Source organism: Marinobacterium sp. MBR-111 (assembly GCF_040547585.1).
GTDB lineage: Bacteria > Pseudomonadota > Gammaproteobacteria > Pseudomonadales > Balneatricaceae > Marinobacterium > Marinobacterium iners.
Genome location: NZ_JBEPQA010000019.1, coordinates 74,726 through 86,292 on the forward strand (window position 1 = coordinate 74,726; position 11,567 = coordinate 86,292).

The 11,567-nt window shown below is 53.2% G+C and carries 13 protein-coding genes; 12 read left to right on the forward strand and 1 reads right to left on the reverse strand.

Annotation, left to right across the window (positions count from 1 at the left end; genetic code table 11):
* The first annotated feature begins 2 nt into the window (after positions 1 to 2).
* The 12 genes from hscA (at position 3) to murI (ending at position 11,365) form a co-directional block, all read left to right on the forward strand.
* Positions 3 to 1,883 (forward strand): Fe-S protein assembly chaperone HscA, encoded by a 1,881-nt coding sequence (hscA, locus tag ABIE61_RS13470; protein WP_206835554.1) that lies wholly within the window; start codon positions 3 to 5, stop codon positions 1,881 to 1,883.
* Entirely contained in the window at positions 1,883 to 2,221 is a 339-nt protein-coding gene (gene fdx / locus ABIE61_RS13475; RefSeq protein WP_091827796.1) for an ISC system 2Fe-2S type ferredoxin, read from the forward strand. Before hscA ends, fdx begins: the two co-directional genes overlap by 1 nt.
* A gap of 8 nt (positions 2,222 to 2,229) precedes the next feature.
* Positions 2,230 to 2,430 carry a Fe-S cluster assembly protein IscX gene (gene iscX / locus ABIE61_RS13480; protein ID WP_091827795.1) on the forward strand — a complete coding sequence of 67 codons (201 nt, stop codon included), beginning with the start codon at positions 2,230 to 2,232 and terminating at the stop codon, positions 2,428 to 2,430.
* Between the two features lie 93 nt (positions 2,431 to 2,523).
* Entirely contained in the window at positions 2,524 to 2,931 is a 408-nt protein-coding gene (gene ndk, locus ABIE61_RS13485; protein ID WP_206835551.1) for a nucleoside-diphosphate kinase, read from the forward strand.
* Between the two features lie 59 nt (positions 2,932 to 2,990).
* Entirely contained in the window at positions 2,991 to 4,124 is a 1,134-nt protein-coding gene (gene rlmN / locus ABIE61_RS13490) for a dual-specificity RNA methyltransferase RlmN (protein ID WP_354410309.1), read from the forward strand.
* Between the two features lie 9 nt (positions 4,125 to 4,133).
* Positions 4,134 to 4,910: a type IV pilus biogenesis/stability protein PilW gene (gene pilW / locus ABIE61_RS13495; protein ID WP_354410311.1), complete on the forward strand. Its 777-nt coding sequence runs from the start codon at positions 4,134 to 4,136 to the stop codon at positions 4,908 to 4,910.
* On the forward strand, positions 4,907 to 5,842 hold the full coding sequence (locus ABIE61_RS13500) for a RodZ domain-containing protein (RefSeq protein WP_354410314.1): 936 nt from the start codon (positions 4,907 to 4,909) through the stop codon (positions 5,840 to 5,842). Before pilW ends, ABIE61_RS13500 begins: the two co-directional genes overlap by 4 nt.
* Positions 5,843 to 5,910: 68 nt before the next feature.
* Entirely contained in the window at positions 5,911 to 7,152 is a 1,242-nt protein-coding gene (gene hisS / locus ABIE61_RS13505) for a histidine--tRNA ligase (RefSeq protein ID WP_354410330.1), read from the forward strand.
* Between the two features lie 37 nt (positions 7,153 to 7,189).
* Positions 7,190 to 7,849 (forward strand): YfgM family protein, encoded by a 660-nt coding sequence (locus ABIE61_RS13510; RefSeq protein ID WP_091827789.1) that lies wholly within the window; start codon positions 7,190 to 7,192, stop codon positions 7,847 to 7,849.
* Positions 7,846 to 8,994: an outer membrane protein assembly factor BamB gene (gene bamB, locus ABIE61_RS13515; RefSeq protein ID WP_091827788.1), complete on the forward strand. Its 1,149-nt coding sequence runs from the start codon at positions 7,846 to 7,848 to the stop codon at positions 8,992 to 8,994. The genes ABIE61_RS13510 and bamB overlap by 4 nt, the downstream gene beginning before the upstream one ends.
* A 75-nt stretch (positions 8,995 to 9,069) precedes the next feature.
* Positions 9,070 to 10,512, forward strand: coding sequence for a ribosome biogenesis GTPase Der (gene der / locus ABIE61_RS13520; protein ID WP_354410319.1), 1,443 nt, complete (start codon positions 9,070 to 9,072; stop codon positions 10,510 to 10,512).
* Positions 10,505 to 11,365: a glutamate racemase gene (gene murI, locus ABIE61_RS13525; RefSeq protein WP_354410321.1), complete on the forward strand. Its 861-nt coding sequence runs from the start codon at positions 10,505 to 10,507 to the stop codon at positions 11,363 to 11,365. The genes der and murI overlap by 8 nt, the downstream gene beginning before the upstream one ends.
* On the opposite strand, the gene ABIE61_RS13530 is transcribed toward murI, so the two are convergent.
* On the reverse strand, positions 11,362 to 11,567 hold a 206-nt coding region (locus ABIE61_RS13530; protein ID WP_354410323.1), incomplete at its 5' end, for a hypothetical protein. The two genes, murI and ABIE61_RS13530, sit on opposite strands and share 4 nt — an antisense overlap.

Genomic DNA, 11,567 nt, shown 5'->3' on the forward strand with positions numbered 1-11,567 from the left:
CTATGGCACTACTGCAAATAGCTGAACCCGGACAGAGTCCGGAGCCGCACGCGCGCAAGCTGGCGGTCGGAATTGATCTGGGTACGACGAACTCACTGGTAGCATCGGTGCGCAGTGGGGCTGCTGTTACCCTGGCGGATGCGCTGGGGGTACATCTGTTGCCCTCAGTTGTGCGCTATCGCGCCGGCGAGGCTCCTCTGGTAGGTGCTGGAGCGCTGGCAGGTGCCGCCCAGGATCCACACAATACCATCAGTTCAGTCAAGCGCCTGATGGGGCGTGGCGTAGAGGCGATGAAAGGGCTGGGTGACGAAATGCCGTATCATCTGGTCGCGTCCGATTCTGGCATGCCCTATCTGCAAACGGCGGCCGGGAACAAGAGCCCGGTAGAGGTCTCGGCTGATATATTGTCTGAACTGGCTGAGCGTGCGCGTGCAGCGCTGGGTGGTGAGTTGGAAGGTGCCGTTATTACGGTCCCTGCCTATTTTGATGATGCTCAGCGTCAGGCAACGAAGGATGCGGCGCAGCTTGCCGGACTTAAGGTGCTTCGCCTGTTGAACGAACCGACGGCTGCAGCGGTTGCTTATGGTCTGGATCAGGAAGATGAGGGCGTGATCGCCGTCTATGATCTGGGCGGTGGAACCTTTGATATCTCCATTCTGCGACTGAACCGTGGAGTGTTTGAAGTGTTGGCTACCGGTGGCGATACGGCGCTGGGTGGTGATGATTTCGACCGCATGCTGGCGGAACACCTGTTGCAGCAGAGTGGTTTGGCTGAGCAGCTGGATGCGTCATCGGCACGCAGCGTTTCAGCCCTTGCGCGACGCATAAAAGAGCGCCTTACGGATGAGGCTGAGGTGACTGAGACTCTTTCGGCCGGTGGTCGGGAGGTGGAGGTGCATGTTTCCCGTGCCCAGTTTGATGAGCTGATCGAACCGCTTGTGAGCCGTACCCTGCGTACCTGTCGACGTACATTGAAGGATGCAGGCATAGATAAGGCTGATATCGCTGAAGTTGTCATGGTGGGCGGCTCAACCCGCGTACCGCGTGTACGCGATGCGGTGGGAGAATTCTTTGGTCGAGCGCCACATATTGATATAGATCCGGATCGTGTGGTGGCGATCGGAGCGGCGCTGCAGGCGGATGTGCTGGTTGGCAACAAGCCTGACAGTGACATGCTGCTGCTGGATGTCATTCCCCTGTCCCTCGGACTTGAAACCATGGGCGGGCTGGTTGAAAAGATTGTACACCGTAATACGGCGATCCCGGTTGCAAGGGCGCAGGAGTTCACCACCTATCAGGATGGTCAGACCGCAATGGCGATCCACGTGCTTCAGGGCGAGCGTGAACTGGTCAGTGACTGCCGTTCACTGGCACGCTTTGTTCTGCGCGATATTCCGCCGATGGCCGCGGGTGCAGCCAAAATTCGTGTGACTTTTCAGGTTGATGCCGACGGTTTGCTCAATGTGTCCGCACAGGAGCTTTCAACAGGTGTGGTCAGCAGTATTCAGGTGAAGCCGTCCTATGGCCTGAGCGATGACGAAATTGCACGTATGCTGAAGGAGTCCTACAGTCATGCGGCAGAAGATCTTGAGGCTCGAAATCTGCGAGAGCAGCAGGTTGAGGCCGAGCGTATTATTGCTGCACTGAGGGCGGCCATGTCGCAGGATGGAGGCCTCCTGAATGAGGCTGAAGTCTCCATGCTGCAGTCCGAAATTGCAACGCTTGAGCGACTGGTTGCAGAGGCTGATTACCGTCGCATCGAAGCGGGGGTTGAGCAGTTGGCCAAGGCCAGTGACTTCTTCGCTTCACGTCGGATGGACCAGAGCATTTCCCGTGCCCTGTCCGGCCATACCATTGATGAAATCGATAAGGAGACCCGCTGATGCCACAGGTAATCTTTCTTCCGCATGAGGAATTGTGCCCTGAAGGCAAGGTCATAGAGACAGAAGGCGGCATCACAATCTGTGATCTGGCACTGGCCAACGGCATCGAAATTGAACATGCCTGCGAAAAATCCTGCGCCTGTACCACCTGTCATGTCATTGTACGCGAAGGCTTTGATTCTCTTAATGAGGCGGATGAGCTCGAAGATGACATGCTCGACAAGGCCTGGGGGCTTGAGCCGGAGTCGCGTCTCAGTTGTCAGGCGGTTGTGGATAGTATGGATCTGGTAGTTGAAATTCCCAAGTACACCATTAATCAGGTGTCAGAACAGCACTGAGGTGAGTTATGGGTCTCAAGTGGACGGATGTAAACGATATTGCCATAGAGCTGGTTGAGCGCTTTCCGGAACAGGATCCGCTGAGAATCAGTTTCCCCGACCTTTATAGTCGGGTGATGGAACTCGATGAGTTTGATGATGATCCTGATCACTGTGGCGAAAAAATCCTCGAAGCGATCCAGATGGCCTGGATCGAGGAAATGGATTGACAGCTTTGAGAGTCGCTGCTGTTCAGTAAGAGGTGCTTTGCGTATAATGTTGCGCCTTATTGACCTTAGTACTATAGATTGGGGATGTTACCTATGGCAGTTGAACGCACACTTTCCATCATCAAACCGGACGCAGTGGCAAAAAACGTAATTGGCGAAATCGTTAGCCGTTTTGAGAAAGCTGATCTGAAAATTGTCGCCATGCAGATGAAGCAGCTGAGCAAGCAAGACGCTGAAGGCTTCTACGCTGAGCATAAAGAGCGTCCGTTCTTTGCTGACCTGGTTGCCTTCATGACTTCCGGTCCGGTTGTTGTTCAGGTGCTGGAAGGCGAGAATGCAATTGCTCTGAATCGCGAACTGATGGGTGCGACTAACCCGAAAGAAGCGGCTGAGGGCACCATTCGCCGTGACTTCGCCGAGTCCATTGATGCCAATGCGGTACACGGTTCCGACTCTGCCTCTTCTGCCGAGCGCGAAATCGCCTATTTCTTCGGCGCCTGATAGACCCTTCGGGCTGCCCGTCCGGGCAGCCTGTTACCCCAAAGATGAGTAAACATCCGATGTCCGAGTCCCCCACCAAGATCAATCTGCTGGGACTGTCGCCCACCAAGCTGGAAGACTTTTTTGAGCAGATGGGCGAAAAGCGTTTTCGTGCCACTCAGGTACTTAAATGGCTGCATCAGCAGGGCGCATCCAGCTTCGATGAGATGACCAATATCAGCAAGGCGTTGCGTGCTCGATTGGCTGAAATGGCTGAAATTCGCGAGCCTGAGATCCTGTTGGACAAGGTGTCCAAAGACGGGACCCGCAAATGGGTCATTCGGATGGATGGTGGTTCGGCGATCGAAATGGTACTCATACCTGATGGCGACCGACGTACGCTGTGTGTGTCATCACAGGTCGGGTGCTCACTTGATTGCAGTTTCTGTTCGACCGGCAAGCAGGGTTTCAACCGTAACCTGTCAACGGCTGAAATTATTGCTCAGCTCCGTGTGGCTATCCGTGCCTATGGCCCGTTTGATCCGTCAGAACGCCGGGTCAGCAACGTGGTGTTGATGGGTATGGGTGAGCCGCTTATGAACTTCGACAATGTTGTTGATGCGACTCAATTGATGATGGATGACAATGCCTACGGGCTGTCCAAGCGTCGGGTGACGCTGAGTACGGCGGGGGTGGTGCCGGCTCTGGACAAGCTGCGTGAAGTCAGCGACGTATCATTGGCAATTTCACTGCACGCACCAAACAATGCATTGCGTAACGAACTGGTTCCAATCAACAAGCGTTATCCAATTGAAGAGCTGATCGCCGCCTGCAATCGTTATCTTGAGGGATTGAATGACAAGCGTGTGATTACGGTCGAGTACACTCTTATTGAGGGTGTTAATGATCAGCCTGAGCACGCGCGGGAGCTGGTTAAGGTGCTGCGCCAGGTGCCCTGTAAGTTGAACCTCATTCCGTTCAACCCTTTCCCCAATTCTGATTATCGTCGCCCATCGGAAGGGGCGATTCAGCGCTTCAAGGATATTATGCTGAAAGCTTCGATCATTACGACGGTAAGGCGTACCCGTGGCGATGATGTGGATGCAGCTTGTGGGCAGCTTGTGGGTCAGGTTGAAGACCGTACCCGGCGTAGCCAAAAGTATATTCCTGTGGTACAAGAAGAGCCTGTTCACGTAAAGAGTCAAAGGTTATAAGGGGGTAGAGTGAAACGATCCGGTGTGTTGATGTTGCTGCTTGCAGTAACGCTGATGGCTGGCTGCGCGAGCCAGACCACCGGTTCCGGCAATGCTGCCAATTCACCTCAGGATGCACTGGAGGCCTATACCAATCTTGGTCTGCAGTATCTTCAGGCGGGCAATACCGTCAATGCCAAAACGTCGGTTCAGCGTGCCATAGCAATCGATTCCGGCTATGCCCCGGCCTATAACGCAATGGCGCTGATTTTTCAGACCGAGCAGGAATTCGAGCTCGCTGAAGAATATTTCCGCAAGGCGATGTCGGCTGACAGAACCTCCGCCATGATTCATAACAACTACGGAGCCTTCCTGTTCTCGCAGCAGCGTTATGGAGAGGCATGTGAGCAGCTTAACCAGGCAACCACTGATCCTTTTTATCAGCAGCGTGCGCAGGCATTCGAGAATCTGGGCCGATGTTACCTTTTGATCGATTCACCTGAGAAAGCGGAAGAGGCCTTCAGGCGCTCTCTGGCAATTAATGGTAACCGGCCGGTTGCGTTGGTCGAGCTGTCTGGGTTGTTGCTGGATAAGGGCGAGAATGCAGCATCCAATCGTCTGTTTGAACGTTTTCGTGAACTGGTTGATCAGCAGCGTACAGAGCACAGCTCCAGAAGTCTTTGGTTGGGGATACGGTTGGCTCGCGCAGAGCGTAATGTGTCCCGTGCTGCAACCTATGCGCTGCTGCTCAAGAATTTGTACCCGAAGTCGCAAGAATATCGGCTTTATGAGGAGACAGCTCAGTGAGCGAAGAAGCCCGGTCCGAAAGCACAAGCAGCGATTTTCCAGCAGTTCAGTTTACTCAGGCCCGTGAGCAGCAAGGGCTGAGTGTTGAACAGGTATGCAGGCAGCTGAATTTATCCAAGGCGGTTGTACAAGCGATTGAAAAGGGGGACCTGCAGTACCTCTCTGACCCCGTTTTCTCGCGTGGCTATATACGTTCCTATGCCAAGTTTCTCAGGCTTGACGCAGACGCAATCGTTGCCAGTTACAATCGTGCAAGCGGTAATGTCCAAATGGCCAATGCGGTTAAGGCCATCGGTACGGTTTCAACCGTACCGGGTCGTCATCAGGGGCGTCCATTGCTCAAGATTGGCAGTTGGCTTTTTGTACTGGCATTGATTGCAGCCAGTGTCTGGTGGTGGCAAACCCAGCAGGGCCTCACGACAGCAGATCGTGAACCACTGGATAACAGGCCTTTATCAATAGAAACCAGCGATGGAAACACCTTGATTTTACCTCAGTTGGATGATGTTGCCCCTGAGGGGTCTGCTTCAGACAAGAGTGAGGACGTTATTGCCGCGCCCATCGCAGCGGCCGATGAGGAAGAACCGGTCTACCTTACTGAAGAGCAGATCGAACAATTGCAGGACGAGCAAGAGGCGGCGTCCTCTGCGGCTGAGCAGGAGCGGGAGTCTACTCCTGCTACGTCGGTTTCCAACGGTCTCGAAGTGGCATTCAGCGATGACTGCTGGATCAGCATTCGTGAGGTTGGTGGGCGCACGTTGTTCAACGGTGTGGCGCAGGCAGGCCAGTCGCTCAATTTCCAGAGCGACTCCACGTTGGCTGTGGTTATCGGTAAGGTCAATGCCGTACGTATGATCAGCTATGAAGGGGAGTCCATTGATCTTGCCGTGTTGAGCAAGGACAATGTCGCCCGTTTTAGTCTACCTCTTTAAAAGTTCCCACATATTCTCATCGAAACAGGAAAGCTGACGTTTTGAGCAAAATTAAAGCCATTCGCGGCATGAATGACATCCTGCCGGACCAGACACCGGTTTGGCAGTACCTTGAAAGCACTGTAAAAAATGTACTTGGTAGCTATGGCTATGCTGAAATTCGCATGCCGGTGGTAGAGCAAACTGATCTGTTCAAGCGCTCAATAGGTGAAGTAACCGATATTGTTGAGAAAGAAATGTATACCTTTGAAGATCGCAATGGCGAGAGTCTGACATTGCGGCCAGAGGGGACGGCATGTTGTGTTCGTGCCGGTGAAGAGCATGGCCTCCTGTACAATCAGACGCAGCGTCTCTGGTATCAGGGACCCATGTTTCGTTACGAAAAACCACAAAAAGGTCGTTATCGCCAGTTCCACCAAGTAGGTGTTGAAGCTTTTGGTATGGCCGGACCGGATATTGATGCTGAAATTATTCTCATGAGTGCCGCTTTGTGGCGTCAACTGGGCCTGGACCGGTCTGTAACGCTGCAGCTGAACTCACTGGGTAGCAACGAAGCGCGTGCACGTTACCGCGATGCACTGGTGGAATATCTTAGCAGGCATTCTGAACAGCTTGATGAAGACAGCCTGCGCAGGCTGGAATCAAATCCTCTGCGTATCCTGGACTCCAAGGACGAGGGTACGCGCAAACTGCTTGAGCAGGCCCCGGTACTGACAGACTATCTCGATCAGGAGTCTGCGGCTGACTTCGAGCAACTGTGCGCAATACTGGATGCTGCCGGAGTGCAGTATGAGGTTAACCCTTATTTGGTTCGTGGTCTGGACTATTATTGCAAAACCGTTTTCGAATGGGTAACAGACCAACTGGGGGCTCAGGGTACCGTATGTGCCGGTGGTCGCTATGATGGGCTGGTAAAGCAGCTTGGCGGAAAACCAACACCTGCGGTTGGTTTTGCAATGGGTGTTGAGCGTTTGATTCTTCTGCTTGAGACTCTGGCGCTGGTTCCTGATCATGTGCGCCAGACCTTTGATCTTTACCTGGCGGCAGAACACAAGGGGTTGCAGGCGGACCTGATTTTGCTGGCCGAGCAGCTGCGTGAATGCCTGCCGGGGCTCCGCATTCGAACCCACTGCTCGGGACTGAAAAATATCGCGGCCAAAGCTCGTCAGACCGGAGCGCCGGTAATAGCGCTACTCAAGCAAACCGAGTCCGATGAGATGCAGGCATCTCTTTGGTATCAGGAACAGACAGTATATGATCTTGGCATTCAGCAGCTGACAGACCAGCTGAAACAAATTTTTACACGCTGAAGTTTAGCCAGGCGATTCAATTTAGCAGGAGTGGACAGTGGCAGAATTGCGTACCGAAGAAGAGCAGGTGCAGGCGCTCAAGGATTGGTGGAAGGAAAACGGCAAGGCATTGGTAGTTGGTGTCGCGGCTGCGGTGGCAATCGTGCTCGGCTGGAAAGCCTGGCAGAGTAATCAGGAGCAGAAAGCAGCCAATGCGTCTGCCCTTTACCAGAATCTGACAGAAGCGGTACAGCTGTCTGCCGGTGGTGTGAATGACTCTCAATATGCAACAGCGGTTCATCTGAATGAGCAGCTTCGCTCTGACTACGCTGACACGGCTTATGCACGCTATGGTGCCCTCATGATGGCAGCAATGGCCGTTGGAAATGGAGAGGTTGAGCGCGCGTTGCAGGAGCTGGACTGGACCTTGGGCGCAACGGATGAAGTCGATAATATTGTTCGTGTGGCTACACTGCGAAAGGCAATGCTGTTGAGCCAGCAGGGGAACGCGGATACTGCTATTAGCCTGCTGGAGAATGCTGATGCGGGTACTTATGAGGTGCAGTATCAGGAACTTCTGGGAGACCTTCATGCCAATAACGGTCGACCGGCTGAAGCTTTCGCAGCCTATGATCGAGCCCTGCAGCTGGGCGGCGGCGAACAGCTGCGTCCGCTTCTGAAAATGAAACGGGATGACCTTGCAGGAGCCGAGTCATGAAATGCTGGGTAAAAACAGCCGCAGCGATTGCCGTGAGTGTTTCCCTTGCTGGCTGTGGGTTGTTCAGTAGCGAAGAAACCGTTGAGCCAAATCCACTGGTTGACTTCGAAGCCGAACAGCAATTTCAACAGCTGTGGAGTCTGAGTACCGGTGGTAGTTTGGGCTCCAAGTTTCATCAACTGGTTCCTTCCATTGATGAACAGCAGATTTTTGCAGTCAATGTTGAAGGTGATCTGGTTGCAGCGGATCTGGCATCCGGGCGTATCAATTGGCGTGTCGAGTTGGAAACTCCGATAGGAGGTGGTGTTGGTGCCGGAAACGGTATCGTGGTCCTCGCGACAGAGTCGGGTGAAGTGATCGCTTTCGATACCACAGACGGTAGTGAGCGTTGGCGCTACCAAGCTTCCTCCGAAGTGATTTCCCAGCCGCAGATGAATGCGGAGCTCGTTGTTGTACAGCAGCTGGATGGCAAGATTACGGCACTTGAAGTGGGCAGTGGTGAACGGCGCTGGAGTTATGACAGTCAGATACCACGTCTCAGTCTGCGCGGTACAAGCGCCCCCATTGTGGCTGCTGACCTGACTCTGGCCGGTTTTGCCAATGGCAAGCTTGTTGCCGTCGAGAATGCATCGGGGCGGCCTGTCTGGGAGCAGCGTATTTCGCTGGCTGAGGGGCGGTCGGAGCTTGAGCGTATCGTTGATATTGATGGTAAACCGCTTGTCTACAACCGTATCGTTTATGTTGGCAGCTATCAGGGACGCTTGGTGGCACTGAATCCAGGTAATGGACAGGTTGTCTGGAGTCAGGATTTGTCTACCTATCGTGGGCTTGCTGGTGGTTTCGGTAATGTGTACGCAATTTCGGATGAAGACCATGTGCATGCATTTGATGCGCGTAACAGTGCCAGTGTGTGGAGCCAGGATGGTCTTCAGTATCGACGCCTGACTACACCGGTTGTGCTCGGTAACTCTCTGGTTACGGCTGATGCAGATGGTTATCTGCATGTGTTGTCTCAGGTTGACGGTCATTTTACAGCTCGCCATCGCGTCAGCTCCTCCGGTGTCCAGAGTGATCTGCTGGTACGTGATGATGTGCTTTATGTGCTCAGCAATGATGGTCGTCTGACTGCGCTGAAATTTAAATAATCCGGATCTGTGGGTCCATTATCGGCGGCCGCTGTTATCCACAGTGGCCGCCGAGTTGTTTTCAGGTGAAATCCTATGTTGCCCGTAATTGCACTGGTTGGTCGTCCCAACGTTGGCAAATCCACACTGTTCAATCGTTTGACACGCTCGCGTGATGCACTTGTTGCAGATTTGCCGGGTTTGACCCGTGACCGCAAGTACGGAGAAGGCCGTGTTGGCGATTGTGACTACATTGTTATCGATACTGGTGGTATTTCAGGGGATGAGGCCGGCATTGATCAACGGATGGCCGAGCAGTCACTGTTCGCGATAGAGGAAGCGGATGTAGTTCTGTTCCTTGTAGATGGTCGTGCAGGCCTCAACCCGGCTGATGAAATGATTGCCGATCACCTGCGGCGCAACAATAAGTCATGCTGGCTGGTTGTGAACAAGACCGACGGGATCGACCCGGATACCGCCATGGCTGATTTTCATGCGCTCGGTATTGGTGAGCCTGTTGCCATAGCCGCTTCACACGGGCGTGGTGTCAGTCAGCTGATTGACGAAGTGCTGGCGCCCTTTGTTTCTGAGGAAGAGGAGGGCGGCGAAGAGGCGGCTAAGGGAGCCTATACAGATAATATTCGAATTGCCGTGATCGGACGCCCGAACGTGGGTAAGTCAACCCTGGTTAACCGGATGCTGGGCGAAGACCGCGTGGTTGTCTTTGACCAAGCGGGCACAACACGTGACAGTATCTACATTCCTTATGAACGTGATGAGCAGAAATATATTCTGATCGACACAGCGGGTGTACGAAGGCGGAAAAATATCAAAGAAGCGGTGGAGAAGTTCTCCATCGTAAAAACGCTGCAGGCAATCAAGGATGCAAATGTTGTTATCAGCGTGATTGATGCGCGTGAGGGTGTAACCGAGCAGGACTTGAGCATGCTTGGGTTTGTCATTGACTCTGGGCGGGCATTGGTTGTTGCACTTAATAAATGGGATGGCATGAGCCCGGACGATCGTGCCGATGTTAAAAAGCAAGTAGAACGAAAACTGGAATTTGCTGCATTTGCTCGCTTTCACTTTATTTCTGCGCTGCATGGCTCGGGTGTTGGTGATCTGTATATCTCTGTTAACGAAGCTTTCGATTCAGCAATGGCGAAATGGTCTACCAATCAGCTGACTCGACTGCTGGAAGATGTAGTGGCTGACCACCAGCCGCCGGCAGTAAACAATCGACGCATCAAGTTACGCTATGCACACCAGGGTGGCTCCAACCCGCCAATAATCGTAGTGCATGGTAATCAGACGGATGCGTTACCCGGCTCTTACAAGCGCTATCTTGAAAACCGCTTTACCAAATATTTGAAAGTACGTGGAACACCGATTCGATTTGAGTTCCGTACGGGCGACAATCCTTTTGCTGGACGCAAAAATACCCTGACTGCTCGTCAAGAAGCCAAAAAGGAGCGCAGTCGTCAACACATCAAAACGCTGAAGCATAAAGCCAAGAAGCGAGCTCGACGTGATGGCTAAGTCTGTAGATTCACGATCAGAATATGCTATTGGTGTATTTGACTCCGGTGTTGGCGGCTTGACCGTCCTTAATGCGCTCAGGCAAGCCTTACCGGAAGAACATCTTGTCTATCTCGGCGATACCGCAAGGGTGCCGTACGGTACAAAAAGTGCCTTGTCGGTCCGGCGTTATGCCGAGCAGGCTGTCTGTGCTCTGAGTAGTCGCCAGATAAAGGCTATCGTTGTTGCCTGCAACACAGCCTCAGCCATGGCGCTTGAGCATTTGCAGGCCTGCTACCCGGATCTTCTGGTACTGGGTGTAATCGAGCCAGGTGCTGATGCAGCGTGCAGAGTGAGTCAACAGGGGCATATCGGTGTTATCGCGACCGAAAGTACAACAAACAATCAGGCATATCAGAAAGCTATTCTTCGTTTGAGGCCCGATGCACGTATTCGTGCTCAAGCATGCTCTCTGTTTGTTGCTTTGGCGGAAGAGGGTTGGCATGAAGGCGACCTGGTAGAGCAGATAGTCGCGCGTTGTCTTCAACCCCTGCTGGTGGCTGATAGTCAGTTTCCGTTGGATACGCTGGTATTAGGCTGTACTCATTTCCCTGCATTGAGGGGTGCTATAGCAGCAGTGACCGGTGACGATATTCAGTTGGTTGATTCAGCTCAGACCACCGCTGAAGCGGTAAAGTGCGAGCTGGAAGCCAGAGTGCTGCAGAACAAGAACCAAATACGGGGCAGTCTGACTTTTTTGGTGACAGATGGGCCAGAGCGCTTTGCACGAGTGGCGACGAACTTTTTCAATGAGCGAATCGATCCGGGTTCGGTTGAACTGATCGATATCCAGCACTACGCTTCTGAGTGTTAAAAAAGTTTTGACAGGGCGTTGACAGCGATCCGAATCGCTGTAGAATACGCCACCTCATCAGCGCTGACCGCGCGTTGTTTTCTCCGCCAAGGCAGTGAAAACAAACGAAAAAAACGGTTGACACTGAAACGGGTTGCGGTAGAATACGCGCCTCGCTTGAGACAACAGGTTGCACCGAACGGTGCGGTTGGCCAAGCCCGCT

Coding starts and splice junctions, on each gene's coding strand:
- hisS (WP_354410330.1), top strand. CDS start 5,911: ATGAATGACATCCTGCCGGACCAGACACCGGTTTGGCAGTACCTTGAA.
- iscX (WP_091827795.1), top strand. CDS start 2,230: ATGGGTCTCAAGTGGACGGATGTAAACGATATTGCCATAGAGCTGGTT.
- fdx (WP_091827796.1), top strand. CDS start 1,883: ATGCCACAGGTAATCTTTCTTCCGCATGAGGAATTGTGCCCTGAAGGC.
- rlmN (WP_354410309.1), top strand. CDS start 2,991: ATGTCCGAGTCCCCCACCAAGATCAATCTGCTGGGACTGTCGCCCACC.
- murI (WP_354410321.1), top strand. CDS start 10,505: ATGGCTAAGTCTGTAGATTCACGATCAGAATATGCTATTGGTGTATTT.
- der (WP_354410319.1), top strand. CDS start 9,070: ATGTTGCCCGTAATTGCACTGGTTGGTCGTCCCAACGTTGGCAAATCC.
- hscA (WP_206835554.1), top strand. CDS start 3: ATGGCACTACTGCAAATAGCTGAACCCGGACAGAGTCCGGAGCCGCAC.
- ndk (WP_206835551.1), top strand. CDS start 2,524: ATGGCAGTTGAACGCACACTTTCCATCATCAAACCGGACGCAGTGGCA.
- bamB (WP_091827788.1), top strand. CDS start 7,846: ATGAAATGCTGGGTAAAAACAGCCGCAGCGATTGCCGTGAGTGTTTCC.